The sequence below is a fragment of the Pseudactinotalea sp. HY158 genome (assembly GCF_009660225.1).
GTDB lineage: Bacteria > Actinomycetota > Actinomycetes > Actinomycetales > Beutenbergiaceae > HY158.
On the sequence record NZ_CP045920.1, the window covers coordinates 2,256,147 to 2,271,441 of the forward strand.

General features: G+C 73.5%; 10 protein-coding genes. 2 read left to right on the forward strand and 8 right to left on the reverse strand.

All coding sequences use genetic code 11. From position 1 onward, the window contains the following. Positions 1–312: 312 nt before the first annotated feature. The 7 genes from GCE65_RS09995 to GCE65_RS10025 form a co-directional block, all read right to left on the reverse strand. Positions 313–2,964 carry an HNH endonuclease signature motif containing protein gene (locus GCE65_RS09995; protein WP_153878290.1) on the reverse strand — a complete coding sequence of 884 codons (2,652 nt, stop codon included), beginning with the start codon at positions 2,962–2,964 and terminating at the stop codon, positions 313–315. A gap of 898 nt (positions 2,965–3,862) precedes the next feature. Then, positions 3,863–4,714, reverse strand: coding sequence for an SseB family protein (locus GCE65_RS10000; RefSeq protein WP_153878291.1), 852 nt, complete (start codon positions 4,712–4,714; stop codon positions 3,863–3,865). Beyond that, positions 4,711–5,439: a bifunctional 1-(5-phosphoribosyl)-5-((5-phosphoribosylamino)methylideneamino)imidazole-4-carboxamide isomerase/phosphoribosylanthranilate isomerase PriA gene (gene priA / locus GCE65_RS10005; RefSeq protein WP_153878292.1), complete on the reverse strand. Its 729-nt coding sequence runs from the start codon at positions 5,437–5,439 to the stop codon at positions 4,711–4,713. Before priA ends, GCE65_RS10000 begins: the two co-directional genes overlap by 4 nt. Before the next feature lie 77 nt (positions 5,440–5,516). After that, a complete protein-coding gene (gene hisH, locus GCE65_RS10010) occupies positions 5,517–6,125 on the reverse strand; it encodes an imidazole glycerol phosphate synthase subunit HisH (protein ID WP_228759890.1) in 609 nt (202 codons plus the stop codon). Continuing rightward, positions 6,122–6,988, reverse strand: a complete 867-nt coding sequence (locus GCE65_RS16270) for a hypothetical protein (protein WP_194928669.1) — start codon at positions 6,986–6,988, stop codon at positions 6,122–6,124. Before GCE65_RS16270 ends, hisH begins: the two co-directional genes overlap by 4 nt. Further along, positions 6,988–7,614 (reverse strand): imidazoleglycerol-phosphate dehydratase HisB, encoded by a 627-nt coding sequence (gene hisB / locus GCE65_RS10020; RefSeq protein WP_153878294.1) that lies wholly within the window; start codon positions 7,612–7,614, stop codon positions 6,988–6,990. The genes GCE65_RS16270 and hisB overlap by 1 nt, the downstream gene beginning before the upstream one ends. Continuing rightward, positions 7,611–8,720, reverse strand: a complete 1,110-nt coding sequence (locus GCE65_RS10025) for a histidinol-phosphate transaminase (RefSeq protein ID WP_153878295.1) — start codon at positions 8,718–8,720, stop codon at positions 7,611–7,613. The genes hisB and GCE65_RS10025 overlap by 4 nt, the downstream gene beginning before the upstream one ends. A 141-nt stretch (positions 8,721–8,861) precedes the next feature. Between GCE65_RS10025 and GCE65_RS10030 the strand changes: the two genes are divergently transcribed. Then, positions 8,862–9,200: a hypothetical protein gene (locus GCE65_RS10030; protein WP_153878296.1), complete on the forward strand. Its 339-nt coding sequence runs from the start codon at positions 8,862–8,864 to the stop codon at positions 9,198–9,200. A 74-nt stretch (positions 9,201–9,274) separates the two neighbouring features. Here the strand turns inward: GCE65_RS10030 and GCE65_RS10035 are convergent, their stop codons facing one another. Continuing rightward, positions 9,275–12,820 carry an AfsR/SARP family transcriptional regulator gene (locus GCE65_RS10035; RefSeq protein ID WP_194928670.1) on the reverse strand — a complete coding sequence of 1,182 codons (3,546 nt, stop codon included), beginning with the start codon at positions 12,818–12,820 and terminating at the stop codon, positions 9,275–9,277. Positions 12,821–13,017: 197 nt separating this feature from the next. On the opposite strand from GCE65_RS10035, the gene GCE65_RS10040 reads away from it, so the two are divergent. Next, on the forward strand, positions 13,018–15,177 hold the full coding sequence (locus GCE65_RS10040) for a RecQ family ATP-dependent DNA helicase (protein ID WP_153878298.1): 2,160 nt from the start codon (positions 13,018–13,020) through the stop codon (positions 15,175–15,177). The last annotated feature ends 118 nt before the right edge of the window (positions 15,178–15,295 follow it).

Here is a 15,295-nt window from a genome sequence, read left to right on the forward strand (position 1 = left end):
AGCACGGACTATACGGAGCACTTTGGGTCGCGTCAAGACATAAGTCTGCATCGTGGACACGACGTAATGACAGCGCCCTTGTGACCTTTGTGCGCTCCATACGGACGGCAGGCCGTCGGGCACGGGTGGTCGGGCGTGTACCCCGCACAGACAGTCAGGCCCGCAGGGCGCACAGACCGTCAGGCCCGTAGGGCGCGCAGGCAGCCAGGTGCGCACGGCGCCCAGGCAATCGTTGGAGAGTGTCCGCCGTCCTCGTCACCGGGCGGTGCTGCCCAGCAGCGTCCTGTGCGCCGGGCTCCTGTGCTCCGGGCTCTACACGGAGGGTGGCTGCGATGACCTGTTGGCGAGGATGGCCTCGAGGTCGGCCTCGCTGGGCTCGACGTCGCTGTCGGCATTGCCGTATTCGTAGTCGAGAGCGTCCATGAAGGCCTCGTCGAGGTCGTCCCGGCGGGCCCGCGAGTCGGGGCTGGCCTCAATGTCCGAGCGGTCGGGCTGTTCCGCGTGACCCTCGAGGTCCGTGCGAGCTCCGAGGTTCGTGCGAGCTCCCAGGTCCGTGCGAGCTCCGAGGACCGTGCGAGCTCCGAGTCCTGGGAGAGTCTCGTGGCGTGGGAGAGCCGGCTGGTCCGGGCGCGCCGGGTGATCTGGGTGCGGCTCGCGGCCTGGAACAGCGCCGAGGCCCTGACGCCCGTTGAAGTCCTGGAGCCCCTGGAGGTCGTGGAGGTCTGGGAGCACGGCGAGGTCGTGGCGGTGCCAGGCCTGGTCCGTGACCTCGGTCGTGCCGGTCGGGGTGCGCAGGAACCGTAGGCCCATCGGGCCCGTCCAGTAGTAGGTTCCGGGTCCGAGCGTCACGTACGACCACGAGCCCCGCCCCTGCGGCTGCCCGGGATGATTGTGCGTCTTCCAGCGATGGTGCCGGCGACACAGGCTCGCGAGGTTGCACGTGCAGGTCGGCCCACCGACCGGGTCACCCTGGGGATCGGTCTTCCAGGGGTCGATGTGGTCGGCATCGCAGGCACGCGCCGGGCGGGCACACGCCGGGAACACGCAGGTTCGATCCCGCAGGTGGAGGTGGTCCTTGATCACGTCCCCCGCGGCATAGCCGGAGACTTCGTGTTCGGTCTCGAGGTCGATGACCGGACGCACGAACACCTGCGGCCCCCACGGCCCACCCGACCCGCCAGGCCCGTGCGCCGCGCCGGACCCGCCAGCGCGCCCGGGCATGGCCGCGTCGTGGGGTGTGGTGAACATGGCCGCGACCTCGGCGGCGGTGATCACGAGCCCGGGCGGGATCCCCGGCCCCTCGATGTGCACGGGTTCACGGGACAACCGCCCGGCGACGTAGGCCGCGTCGGCGACGTGCTCGGGATCGACTGCGCCCGCTGTGCCCGTCGAGCCGGCCGTATCTTCGAGACAGCCCGTACCTGCCGAGCCCGGCGGATCCGCGCACGACCCATCGTCGGACAGGCCGCCGGGATGGCAATGAGGCCGGCCGCCGGGATCACGATCGGGATGATCAGGGGATCGGCCGCCGGGATGATCAGGAGGCGGGCCGCCAAGATGATCGGGAGGCGGGCCGCCAGGATGGTGACCGGGCCCGTGATCGGAATGATCACGGGGTGGGCCGCCGGGTCGGTCGGGTGGCCTGCCGTCGGGCCAGAACGCGGAGGCGTTCATGTGCAGGTACATGACGACCTTCGCCCGCGGCACGCCCCGACCCGACCGCGCAGGACCGCAGGACACACCACGACCAGTCACCGTGGCAGGCGCCTCGCCGGTCGGGTCCGCCGCCGCAGCTTCGCCCACCGCCGTTCCGGCGGCGCTGCCCACGGCTGCACTCCCGGCGCTGCCCACGACTGCACTCCCGGCGCTGCCCACGGCTGCACTCCCAGCGGGACCCGCGGCCGTACTCGTGGCCGGGGCCGCGGCTGTGCTCACGGACGGGCCGTCGAACTGGCCCGCGGCTTCATCGGGAGTCATATCGACTACAGCGGCCGCAGCCATGCCCACAGCACCGCCGATGCCGACTGTGCCGCCCGTCCCGCCCGTGCCGCCCGTGCTGTTCGTGCTGTTCGTGCTGTTCGTGCAGTCCGGCGCCCCCGCCCCCGGTCCCTGCGCCTGCTGGGTCCCCTGGGTCTGCTGGGCCTGCTGGGCCTGCTGGGCCTGTTGGCCTGGTTGCCCGGCGGTGAGGTCGAAGCCGTCTTGCCGGGCCGGTTCGGGGTGGTGAGTGGCGGCGATGATGCCCTCGAAGGTGAGCGAGCGTCGGGCGTCGAGGACCTCACCGGATCCGGCGGCCTTGAGTTGCGCGGCCCCGAAGGCCAGGCTCTGTTCCAGATCGAGGGCGGCGAACGCGGACACGATCGCGTCGATGCGGCCGGTGCCGTCGGTGCCGATGTGGACATCGGCCCGGCGCGGATCGGCCTGCGCCCGCTGCAGGTCGGCGTACTGGTCGGGCATGTGGGTGATCATCGCCTCCCGCACCAGGGACTTGATCGCGTAGCGGCCCCGGATCGCCCCGGCGGCAGCGACCTGGACATCGACGAACCGGGCCGCCTCCACAGTCAAACCGAGGGTCTGTTCGGCCACGAGCCGGGCCGTGTGCGCCCGGGTACGCCCATCCAGGACCCGCCCGTACAGCAGTGGCAGGCGTTCGGCGACCTCGAGGGCTTCGAGGAGCATCGCCTGGGCGGCGTCGGTGGAGAAGCCGGTCACGGCCGCGAACCAGTTCGCCACCGAATCACAATACGAGACCCCCAGGGCCAGATCGGTGTGACACGACCACGCCCCGCACTCTTCGGTGACCGGGCTACGTTGGGCGATCTCGATCGCCAGGAAGAACAGATCGGCCTCCGCGCCCGCCTGGACCTTGCGCACCTGGCGGACCCGGTCCAGTACCGCGTCCTCGGAGGCGAGCGAGGCGATCTCCGCTCGCCGCGCTCGCATCTGCCGGGCCGCCTTCGTGCTCATGAAACAACCCTAGAACCGAGCACCGACATTCACCCCGGACAGCGGGACGACGGGGACCACGGCCCGGATCCCGTGGAATCGAGGTGCCATCCCGCGGCATCGGGGCGGAACCCCGAAGAGGCCCCAGAGCCACGCGGGAACCCGCGGAGGCACGCGGGAACCCGCGGGACCCAGGGAACCCTCGGACCCCGGGGAACCCGGGGAACCTCGAGGAGACCCGGGGAACCCGCGGAACCCGCGGAATCCAGGGAACCCGGTCGAGCCTCGCGGACGAGTGCGAAGCCGGCCGCGAAGCGAGCCGTGGCGTGAGCCGTAGCGTGAGCCGCGAAGCGAGCCGTGGCGTGAGCCGTGAGGCACATAGCGCAGACACGACGCCGGCATGCACACCACCAATTCGAGACCGCTGAACGGATCGGCTGCTCCGATCCGCGAGCGGCGCACCGCGTGTCGTCCACCGACACACGGGCCACCTCATGGACGGCGCACAATGAGCCGTCGATCACGAACCGCCGATCGCGAGCCGCCGGTCAGGGAGGACACGTTGCGAACGGACGGTCACGGGTCACCTCGTGGACAGAGCACGATGAGCCGTCGATCACGAACCACCGGTCACGAGCCGCCGGCCGGGGAGAACACGGTGCGAACGGACGATCCCGGGCCACCTCGTGGATAGAGCGCCGCGATCCGCCGGTCGCGGGGAGAGCCACGACACGGGTTGAGCAGGTTGGACTGTGCGACGGGTTGGACGAGTGCGACGGGTTGGACGGGTACGACGGGTTGGACGGGTACGACGGGTTGGACGGGTACGACGGGTTGGACGGGTACGACGGGTTGGACGGGTACGACGGAAGCGGCGACAGCGGCTGCACGGGCTACAGACGTTCTGCGGGCTACGCGGCTACGCGGGTTCCGCGTCCGTGGCGGTCGTGATGCGCAGCTCGAGGGAGTCGACCCTGGCCGTGACCACCGTCGAGGCGCCGAGGGCCGCCGAAGCCTGCTGAGAGGCGCTGATCACCCCGACGCGGTCGAGTCCGGGCCGCAGGGCGAGCACGATCCGGATCTCGGCACCGGTGCCCGGCCGGACCTCGGCACGGACGGCGGCCGGGATCGACTCGACGATCCCGGCGATCGCCTCGTGGACCTCCGGGTCCACCAGCGGGTTCGACCACGGCTCCCCCGTGGCGATGGCCGCCACGGCGTGGCTGGGCACGAGGGTCGTGTGGTCGCTTCCGGGATCGAGCACGAGGAGTGAATCGGCCTCCGTACCGGCCGCGAGCGCGGCCTTACGCGCCTCGACCGGCACGGGCCGGGCATCCGCACGCCATGCGGTGAGCGCGGCCACCGAGGAGAACACCGGGATCGCCCCCCGACCGTCCGGGGCGGCCACGGTGACCATGGCGGCGTGCGCGCTCTTCTCCCCCACCACCTGACCCTCGAATTCGGGGGTCTCCATCTCGTCGAGGTTCGCCACGACCGGGATGAGCAGGCGTGCCTCGCGCAGTGCCTCGACGATCGCGCCGAGCCGGTGCGGCTGCTCGGTGGCGAACGCAGCGGCCAGGGCCACGGGCGTGGAGCCGTCGTCCCCGGCGAAGGCCGAGGACTGGGGGAACGGCTTGAGTCCGCCGGGCCCCGCCTCGGTCGGGTTGGCGAGCGCGCTCAGGTCGGGCAGTGCCCCATGATCCCGCGGCGCGCCGTGATCCCCCGGCCCGCTGTGATCCCGCGTGGCGCCGTGATCGTGCGGAACGGTCACGGCCGGCCCGCGATGTCCAGGGCCTGTGGCAGGGTGAACTCTCCGGCATAGAGGGCCTTGCCGATGATCGCGCCCTCGACGCCCGTATCCACGAGCGCGGTGAGCGCGCGGATGTCGTCGAGCCCCGAGATGCCCCCGGAGGCGATGACCGGCGCCCGGGTGTGCTCGCAGATCTGGGTGAGCAGGTCGAGGTTCGGGCCCTGGAGGGTGCCGTCCTTCGTCACGTCGGTCACGACATATCGCGCACAGCCGTCCCGTTCGAGGCGCTCGAGCACCTCCCACAGGTCGCCGCCCTCCTTGGTCCAGCCGCGGCCGGCCAGGGTCGTGCCACGCACGTCGAGCCCGACGGCGATCTTCTCGCCGTGCTCGGCGATGACGCGCGCGGTCCACTCGGGCTGCTCGAGCGCGGCGGTACCCAGGTTGACCCGAGCGCAGCCGGTCGCGAGCGCCCGGGCGAGCGAGTCGTCGTCCCGAATCCCGCCGGAGAGCTCCACCCGCACGTCGACCGAGGCGACGACCTCGGCGATGAGTTCGGCATTCGACCCGCGCCCGAAGGCGGCGTCGAGGTCGACGAGATGAATCCACTCCGCCCCGCCATCCGCCCACTGCCGGGCGGCCTCGAGCGGGCTGCCGTAGGAGGTCTCCGAGCCGGCCTCCCCCTGGTAGAGGCGCACGGCCCGCCCCTCGACCACGTCGATGGCGGGGAGCAGTTGCAGGCGGGTCATGGAGGTCCGTTTCGTCGATGGGTCTGCGGGCACGCGGCCGGGAACCAGCCTAGGCGATCGGCCGTGCTCGGCCGTTCTCAGTCCAGGGTCTCGAGCCAGTTCGCGAGCAGTTGCGCGCCCGCGTCGCCGGACTTCTCCGGGTGGAACTGGGTGGCCCGCAGCGTGCCGTTCTCCACGGCCGCCACGAACCGGTGGCCGTGCTCGGCCCAGGTGATGTCGGTATGCTCGGGCGCGGTCCGCGCCGCGTAGGAGTGCACGAAATAGAACCGTTCATCGGCGATCCCGCGGAAGAGCACGGTGTCGGCCGGGGGCTCCACCTGCGCCCAGCCCATGTGCGGAACGATCGGGGCGTCGAGCCGCTCCACGAGACCGTCCCACTGGCCGAGCCCGTCGGCGATCACGCCGTGCTCGTTGCCGCGGGCGAACATCACCTGCATGCCAACGCAGATTCCCAGCACCGGGCGGCCGCCGGCGAGGCGACGTTCGACCATCCGGGGGGCGCCGACGCGACGCAGCTGATCCATGACCGCCGCGAAGGCGCCGACCCCGGGCACCACGAGCCCGTCGGCGCCGGCCACCGCCTCCGGGTCCGACGTGAGGTCGACCGTGACGCCGAGCCGGGTGAGGGCACAGGCGACCGAGCGCACGTTGCCCGAGCCGTAGTCGAGCACGGCGATGCGCGTCACGGCCGGCGCCACTTCGGGCCGCGCTTGGTCGGATTGCCCGAGGCTCCCGGAGTCTGCGGGCCGGCGGCCGCCTCGGTCGCAGGATCGAGCGCGCCGGGAACGTCCGCGGGGGCGATCTGGCCGAGCACGAGCTGCTCCACCACGTCGTCGGCCCCCGTGGTCACGAGTCCGGGCGGAAGGGACTCCACGTGCTTTCCGGCCACGTACCGGTCGGCGCTCACGTTCCCGCCCGGCCCTTCCTCGGCGGAATGCGTGACCCGCGCGGTCAGCAGGACCACCCCGTACTTCGAGGTGTGCGAGAGCGCCTTGGCCACGTCGAGGATGTCGCCCGGGAGTTCCCCGGTGAGGGCCGAGAGGTCATCCGGTGCGACGGGCACGGCGCAGGCCGTGACCGCTCCGGTCCGCGTGGGCACGACCGGCCAGTCCATCCCGGCCAGGCCCATGAGTCGCGCGAGGGCGGGGGCGTGCGCAAGCGGGGTGAGCACCACCGCGGTCACGGTCGAGGCCGCGTCCGAACCGTCCGACTCACCGGCCTCACCCGGCTCGACCGACTCGCCCGCGTCAGCCGACTCGCCCGGCCCCCCCGACTCGTCGGCGTCGCCCGTCTCTGCCGAATCCCCGGCTCCCGACCTCGGCCCCGGTTCGCCGGCGCCGTCCGTCTCCTCGGTCGTCGCGCCGAAGTGCGCCGCGAAGTCGGCGTCGAACGCCTCGAGATCGAAGTCGTCCTCGCCGAAGGCCCCTGCGCCACCCGAGCCACCCGAGCCACCCGTGCCGCCTGAGCCGCCCGTGCCACTGGAGCCGCCAGAGCCCCCAGTGCCACGGGAGCCGCCGGAGCCGCTAGAGCCACTGGAGCCGGCAGACATCACAGGGCGCCCTTGGTGGAGGGAATCCCCTCCACCCGCGGGTCACGCTCGATGGCCGCGCGCAGCGCCCGCGCGAGGGCCTTGAACTGGGCCTCGACGATGTGGTGCGGATCGCGGCCGCCGAGCACGCGCACGTGCAGGCAGATGTTCGCGTGGTGGGCGATCGACTCGAACACGTGTCGGGTGAGCGATCCGGTGAAGTGCCCCCCGATGAGGTGGTACTCCTGCCCGGCGGGCTCGCCGGAGTGCACGAGGTAGGGCCGGCCCGAGACGTCCACGACGGCCTGGGCGAGCGCCTCGTCGAGCGGCACGAGCGCGTCCCCGAACCGGGCGATGCCGGCCTTGTCGCCGAGCGCCTGGCGCAGCGCCTGCCCGAGCGAGATCGCCACGTCCTCCACGGTGTGGTGGGCGTCGATGTGCACATCGCCCTGGGCGCGCACGGTCAGGTCGATGAGGGAGTGCTTGCCGAGCGCGGTGAGCATGTGATCGTAGAACGGCACGCCGGTGTCGATCTCGGTGCGCCCACGGCCGTCGAGATCCAGCTCGACCAGCACGCTCGACTCGCTCGTGACGCGCTCGACGCGGCCCGTGCGGGCCGCCGTTCCATTATTCGCTGACGGGCTCATCGGCCGGTGACCTCCAGTAGTGCCGTGCGGAAAGCAGCCATCTGCTCGCCGGTGCCAACGCTCACTCGCAGGTACCGCTCCGGCCCGGTCTCCCGGATGAGCACCCCGCGATCGAGCAGTCCTTGCCACACCGCGTGCCGATCCTCGAACTCCCCGAACAGGATGAAATTCGCGTCCGAATCCACGGTGGTGAAACCATTCTCCCCCAGCCAGGCGGCCAGGTCGTCCCGCGCGCCGCGCAGCTCCGCGACCTGCGCCTGCAACCCGCCCGCGTGGGCCAGCGCCGCCCGCGCGACGGCCTGGGTGACGGCCGACAGGTGATACGGCAGCCGCACGATCCGCAGCACGTCCACGACCTGCGGTGCGGCGGCGAGGTAGCCGAGCCGGACCCCAGCGAACGCGAACGCCTTGCTCATCGTGCGCGTCACCACCAGGTGCGGGTGCCGCGCGAGCAGTTCGAGCGCGCTGCCCGTGCCCTCGCGCCGGAACTCGGCGTAGGCCTCGTCGACCACGACGACGCTCGCTGCCCCCTCCGGTCCGGTGGTTCGGGCCGCCGCCGCGATCTCCTCGATCGTGGCCACCGACAGCGCCGTGCCGGTGGGGTTGTTCGGGCTCGCGAGCAGCACGAGCGCGGGCCGTTCCGCGCGCATCCGGGCGATCACCGTGTCCGCGTCGAGGGTGTGGTCCGCGTTGCGTTCGGCCGTGACCCAGGCCGTGAAGGTGTCGCGGGCGTACTCCGGGTACATCGAGTAGGTGGGCGTGAAACTCAGCGCCACCCGCCCGGGCCCGCCGAACGCCTGGAACAGGTGCAACATGACCTCGTTCGAGCCGTTCGCGGCCCAGATGTTCTCCACGCCGAGCCCGCGAACGCCCGATTCGGCCGCGAGGTAGGCGGCCAGGTCCGCGCGGAGCCCGGCGAACTCGCGATCCGGGTAGCGATTGAGCGTATGGACGACGTCCGTCACCGCCGCCGTGATCGCCGCCTCGACCTCGGGGGTCGGTTCGTAGGGGTTCTCGTTCACGTTGAGCAGGTGCGGCACGTCGAGCTGGGGGGCGCCGTACGGCTCGAGGCCGCGCAGGTCCGGTCGGATCGGGAGGTTCGTCACGGGACGAGTCTACTGAGGCGTCCACCGCTCCGACTCTTCCGCATGGCGGGGTCGCCACGGCAGGCACACGACGCGGTCCGACGTGATGAACATCGCCCGATCGCCGGCCGGCTGCCGGGCCGGCGTGACAGACTCGGAGCCATGGCTGAGCTGCAGGTCCACGGCGACACCGTGACGATCGCCCTGTCCATCGCGGAGAAGATCGAGGCACTTCACCCCGATGTCACGATTCCGCGCTCGGCGATCACGGGCGCGCGCGAAGTCCCCGACGGCTTGGAGGAGGTGCACGGCCTGCGAATGCCCGGGACCGGCTTTCCCGGAGTCATCCTGGTGGGCACGTTCCGCGAGCCGGACCGCACGACATTCGCGGTCTGCCATGGCCAGCGGCCCGCGATCGTGCTCGATGTGGCGGGACAGCCCTACGACCGGATCGTCGTCACGGTCGACGCCCCGGACGCCGCCCTCGCCGCCCTCGGGTAGCGGAGCGGTCATCGCTACGCATCGCACACCGAGCAGACCGGCACCGGTCCACGCGGGCGAGCCGGGCGTCGTCCCTACGCCTGCGGCGTGAGCCGCCGGCGCAGCGCGTCGAGGTGCCCGTGCCAGATCGGGGCGCGGAGGCGGTCGGTGACGCGGGCGGCGACGTCGAGAAGCCGCGCGGCCTGCTCCCGATCCCCGGCGACCGCCGTCACGGCGGCCAGGTGCAGGGCCATCGGGCCGGCGTCGATCGTGCCGTTGTCGGCCACGAGCCGCTCGTAGGGCGCGAGCGCGCCGGCGAGCAGGCGGGCGGACGGCGCGTCCCCGAGCGCCGCGGCGGCCTGGCACAGGTAGGCCATCCCGTGCAGCCACAGCATGTCGCGGGGAAGGGTGGAGAAGCCGGAGTCCACGAACTCCGCGAGGAGGGCGCGCGCCTGGTCGTGCGCACCGGAGTGGGCGAGGGCGAGCGCGTGGGCGGCCCGCCACGCCGGGATGGCCGCGGCGTAGCGCAGCGCCTGTTCGGCGGAGTCGTCGCGCAGGTCGCCGGGACCCCCGGCGTGCAGGAGCAGCATGAACATCTGGCCGGCGTACCAGGCGTGAGCGTCGGGCTGCCCGGAGGCGGTGCCCAGCTCGAGGGCGGCGTCGGCCTGGGCGCGGGCCGAGGCGAGGTCGCCGGTGCCGGCGGTGCGGGTCGCCTGCCAGCAGCGGGTCATCCACAGCCGGGCCGGTTCGTTGAGCGTATCGGCGAGGCCGAGGGCGCGCGCGAGTGCTCGATCGGCCTCGGCGCCGTCGCCGACGGTCAGCGCGGATTGGGCCAGCCCGATCGTCGCGCTGAGCTCGAGCCCCTCGTCGCCGCGGCGCCGGGCGAGCCGCTCGAGGCGCCGGTTGAGTTCGACGCAGCCCGCCGGATCCTCGAAGGAGGCGTACATCACGGCGTACCGGTCGGAGAGCAGCTGCCCGAGGATCCGCTCGTCGCCCGCGCCCTCGGCCAGTTCGAGCGCCCGGGCGCTGCGCTCGAGCGCCTCCTCGCGGCGGCTCGTGTCCCGCACGATCTCCACGGCCCACGCCCCGAGCAGCCGGGCCCGGGTCGAGTGCCGGTCCGCGGGGCAGGCGGCGAGGGCATCCTCGAGCTGGGCCACGCGCTCGTGATCGAGGCCCACGGTGCTCGCGTACCAGCCGCGCGAGTTGGCCAGCACGGCGGTCACGAGCCGGTCGTGATCGGAGAGTCGTCGGGCCAGGCGGCCCGCCTCGAGCAGCGTGTCGCGGTAGGCCGGGTCGGCCCCGCCGAAGAGCGCCCGCCCGAGCCCGATGAGCAGATCGCAGTACTGGGCCGAGCCGCTCCGTTCGGCGGTGGTGTCCGCGAGCGCGAGCGCGCGCCGGTAGAACCGCTCGGCGCTCCCGGGGGCTCGCTGGTCCAGGGCCGCCTCGCCGGCAAGCGCGAGCGCGGTGACGGCGCGGTCCGGCCCGGCGATCGGCGCGGCCCGCTCGCTGTGGTGGGCGCGGGCGTAGGGGTTCGCGGCGGCGGCGGCCTCGAGCGCGGCGGCCGCCCGGGCGTGGAGCCGGGCCCGCCGCAGGGGCGCGATCTCCTCGTAGAGCATCGCCCGCACGACGTCGTGGCAGAACACGTAGCGCCACGGCTGCCCGTCCGCCTCGATGAGGCGGGCGTACACGGCGGCCGAGAGGGCGTCGTCGAGGCGGTCCTCGTCGCCGTACACCTGCGCCAGGAGCTCGAGTTCGAACCGGCGCCCGAGCACGGCCGCCTGCTCGAGCACCTCGCGGGCACGACGCGGCAGCGTCTCGAGGCGGGCATGGATGACGGTCCGCAGCCCGGGTGGGATCGCGCCGAGCGGGGGCCGGCCCGCGTCGCGGGGGTCCGCCGGGGCGACGGTCCCGGGGGCGGCCTCGCCCGGGAGGGTGCGCAGTTGGCGCATGAGCTCGAGCACGAACAGCGGCAGTCCGCCCGAGGCGTGCTGGATCCGGTCGACGAGCTGTTCGCTCGCCTCGCCTCCCCCGCCCGCGACCTCGGCGAGCACCACGTCGCGGGTCGCGGACCGGTCGAGGCGGCCCAGCGACAGCTGGGTCACGACCTCGGACTGGCGCAGCACGGGCAGGAACCGTTCCGGGGTGCGGCGCGTGCCCGGGTCGTCGCGATCGCGCAGCGTGATGAGGACGAGGACGCGGGCGGACCGGGCGGAGCGGATGAGGTGCTCGAGGAGCGCCGTGGTCTCCGGGCTCGACCAGTGCAGGTCGTCGATCACCCACACCATCGGGGTGACCCGGGTGGATTCGATGAGCCAGCGGGTCAGGGCGGCGCGGACCCTGTGCACTTGGGTGGCGGGGTCGGTCCCCTCCCCCGGGCCGGGCAGGAGCGGGGCGAGCGCGGGCGCGATGGGCAGCAGGTCGCGGGCGTCGGGCCCGAGGCGGTTGCGGGCCCGCGTGGCGTCCGTGCCCGCGACGTGCTCGATGTCGGCGGCGAGGATGTCGGCGAACGGCTGATAGGCGCTCTCGACGTCGTCGTCGCAGCGGCCGTATCGCACCCGGGCGCCCTCGCGCGCGAGCCGGGAGGCGAACTCCTCCGCGAGCCGGCTCTTGCCGATGCCGAGCTCGCCGGTGATGGTAACGACGCGCAGTCCGCGTCGCGCCTCCCGCCAGGCGGATTCGAGGATCTCGAGCTCGCGTCGGCGCCCGGGCAGTCCGGGGCGCGCGTCGTCGCGGTTCGCCCGCGCGCGGGCCCTCGGGCGCTGCTCGGCCCGGAGAGTCGGCACGGCGGGCACAGCGGGCACAGTGGGGGAGGCGGGTGAGGCGGGCACAGCGGGCGCGCCCGGGGAGTCGGCGAGCCCGGGCGGCGCGGCGCCCACGAGGAGGGCCCGGTGGATCTCGGTCAACCGCTCCCCCGGCTCGTGCCCGAGCGCGCCGACGAGAGCGGAGCGGGCCGCGTGGAAGGCCGCGAGCGCCTCCGGGATCCGGCCGTGCTGGTACAGGGCGGCCATGAGGTGCGCCCAGAACGCCTCCACGAGCGGGCTCGCGCCGGTGAGCCGCTGCAGTTCCGGGATGAGGTCGGGGCCGCGGCCGCAGGCGAGGTAGGCCTCGTTGCGGTCGATCTCGACCGACTGGCGCAGATGCTCGAGGTGGGTCGCGATGGTCGTCATCCCGGAGTTCGGAGCCAGGTCGGCGAAGGCGGTGCCGCGCCAGAGCGTCAGGGCGCGGTCGAGGTAGCCGGCCGCCTCGTCGGCGGCGCCGGCCTTGAGGAGGTCCTGGCCGCGAGCGCTCAGCTGCTTGAAGGTCGTGACGTCGACGACGACGCTCTCCGGCGCCAGCCGATAGCCGCCGTGACGCCGCTCGACCGGCAGGTTCGCGCGCAGCCGCGAGACGTGCTGCTGCAGCGCGCGGGTGGGCTCGCGCGGGGCGGAGTTCCACAGGTCCTCCACGAGCGCGTCCACGGAGACCGCCGCCGGGGCCGAGACCGCGAGCCGGGCCAGCAGGGCGCGCTGCTTCGCCCCGCCCAGGTCCAGGGGGAGCCCGCGCCGGCTGACCTCCACGGGTCCGAGCACGGCAACGCTCACCTTGTCGTCCACACCGACCTCCTCGACGATCGTCGACGGCTCGCCCGCCGGGGCAACCATAGCGGCGGCTGAGAACCGGCCATGAACTGTCCGAGAGCGTGGACAGCCTCGACACGGGCGGTGCCGAGCGGTGCCGGGCGGTTCATGGCGGTGCCGGGCGGTGCCGGGCGGGCCCGGTGGATCCTGCGGCGGCGGGGTTCGCGGCGGCTCGCGGACCCCCCGTCGCCGGTGTCGGGGGCCGCGGTTAGTCTCGCAGGATGAGCTCCTCCCCCACGGCGGCCCCGGCCGCATCCACCTGCGCACCTCCCCCGGCCCGATCCCCCGAGGAGGCCGAACTACGGGAGCGGGCGGGCGCCGTCCTCACGCGGCTCGTCGGGCGGGAGGGCGTGACGCTGCGCGCGGATCAGTGGGAGGCGATCCGTGCGCTCGTGGTGGATCGGGCGCGGGCGCTCGTGGTGCAGCGCACGGGATGGGGCAAGTCGGCCGTGTACTTCGTGGCCACGGCGCTGCTGCGCGAACGCGGCAGCGGCCCCACCCTGATCATCTCGCCGCTGCTGGCCCTCATGCGCGATCAGGTGGCGGCGGCCACGCGCGCCGGGATCCGGGCGATCACGCTCAACTCGGCCAACACGGGCGACTGGGACGCCCTGCACGAGGAGATCCGCGCGGGCGCCGCCGACATCGTGCTGTGCTCGCCCGAACGGCTGAACAACCCCACGTTCGCCGCGGAGGTGCTGCCGCACCTGGCGGCCGAGGCGGGTCTCGTGGTCGTGGACGAGGCGCACTGCATCTCGGACTGGGGGCACGACTTCCGCCCGGACTATCGGCGGATCTCCACCCTGCTCGCGGCACTGCCCACGAGGGTGCCGGTGCTGGCGACCACGGCGACCGCGAACGAGCGCGTGTGTGCCGACGTGGCCGAGCAGCTCGGGGCGGACGTGCTCACGCTGCGCGGCGGCCTCGACCGAGCCAGCCTGCGCCTGGCGGTCGCGCCGGTGGCCGATCAGCCGACCCGGCTCGCGTGGCTGGCGGAGCGGCTCGGCGGCTATGCGGGCTCGGGGATCGTCTACTGCCTCACGGTGGCGGCCGCCGAGGAGACCGCCCGGTTCCTGCGCGAGGCCGGCCACGAGGTGGCCGCCTACACGGGCGGGACCGACCCCACCCGCCGGGAGGAGCTGGAGCGGGCGCTGCTGGGGAACGAGGTCAAGGCGCTCGTGGCCACGTCCGCCCTCGGGATGGGGTTCGACAAGTCCGACCTGGCGTTCGTCATCCATCTGGGGGCGCCCGCCTCGCCGATCGGGTACTACCAGCAGATCGGCCGGGCCGGCCGGGCCACGGACCGGGCCGAGGTCGTGTTGTTGCCGGGTCCGGAGGACCGCGCGATCTGGGACTATTTCGGCTCCCTCTCGTTCCCGCCGCCGGCGGCGGTCTCGGCGGCCCTGGCGGCCCTGCCGCGGGAGGGGCAGGCGCCGATGTCGACCGCGGCGCTCGAGACCCACGTCGACCTGCGCCGCACCCGGCTCGAGCTCATGCTCAAGGTGCTCGACGTCGACGGCGCGGTGCGGCGGGTGCGCGGCGGATGGATCGCCACCGGCGATCGCTGGGATTACGACGCGGCCCGCTACGAGCGCGTCGAGCAGGCCCGGCGGGCCGAGCAGGCCACGATGATCGACTACGAGAGCACGAACGAGTGCCGGATGCGGTTCCTGCGCCGCTGCCTCGACGACCCCACCCTCACCGGGGAGCCGTGCGGGCGCTGCGACAACTGCGGGGGCGTGCCGGTGCCGGAGCTGCCCGCGGTGCAGGTCGTGACCGCGGCGGCCCGGGCCCTCGAGCGCCCGGGCGTCGAGATCACCCCGCGCAAGGCCTGGCCCACCGGGATGAAGGCCGCCGGGGTCACGGTCGCCGGAGCCGCCCTCTCCGGGCGGATCTCGCCACCCGCCGAGCCCGGCCGGGCCCTCGCCCGGCTCGACGGCCTCGGGCTCTCGCTGGCCGTGCGCGACTGCGTGACCGGGCCCGACGGCGACGTGCCGGACCGGCTGCGCGGGCCCCTGAGCGCGCTCCTGTCGGACTGGCGGCCGCCGGTCGAGGCGATCGTCGCGGTCGATTCGGTCACGCGTCCCCGGTTGGTGCGCCATCTCGCCGGCGGCACCGCCGCCCTCCTGGAGGTCCCGATCCTCGGGGCGCTCGGCGCGCGCGCGGAGCAGCTCGAGCCCACGAGCAGGGATGTGAACTCGGCCCACCGGCTAGCGGCGGTGGCCCGGCGCCTGCGACTGCCCGACCTGGCAGTGGCGGGCCGATCGATCCTCCTGCTGGACGACGTCACCTACTCCGGCTGGACGCTCACCGTGGCCGCGCGGCTGCTCGTCGCGGCCGGGGCACGAGCCGTGTATCCACTCACCCTCGGGCTCGGGTAGGTCGGGCACGCGTCCGTTCGGGCTCCGACCCACCCAACACCAAGCACACGCCAAGATCACCCCTTGGGCACGCCAAGCCGTCGCCATGCCCATGATGCGATCACCCCTTGACAGCGCT

Bases quoted from the DNA above. Each gene is read 5' to 3' on its own strand.
- GCE65_RS09995 (WP_153878290.1), bottom strand. From the start codon at position 2,964: ATGAGCACGAAGGCGGCCCGGCAGATGCGAGCGCGGCGAGCGGAGATC.
- hisB (WP_153878294.1), bottom strand. From the start codon at position 7,614: ATGAGCCCGTCAGCGAATAATGGAACGGCGGCCCGCACGGGCCGCGTC.
- GCE65_RS10030 (WP_153878296.1), top strand. From the start codon at position 8,862: ATGGCTGAGCTGCAGGTCCACGGCGACACCGTGACGATCGCCCTGTCC.
- priA (WP_153878292.1), bottom strand. From the start codon at position 5,439: ATGACCCGCCTGCAACTGCTCCCCGCCATCGACGTGGTCGAGGGGCGG.
- GCE65_RS16270 (WP_194928669.1), bottom strand. From the start codon at position 6,988: ATGTCTGCCGGCTCCAGTGGCTCTAGCGGCTCCGGCGGCTCCCGTGGC.
- GCE65_RS10035 (WP_194928670.1), bottom strand. From the start codon at position 12,820: ATGGTTGCCCCGGCGGGCGAGCCGTCGACGATCGTCGAGGAGGTCGGT.
- GCE65_RS10040 (WP_153878298.1), top strand. From the start codon at position 13,018: ATGAGCTCCTCCCCCACGGCGGCCCCGGCCGCATCCACCTGCGCACCT.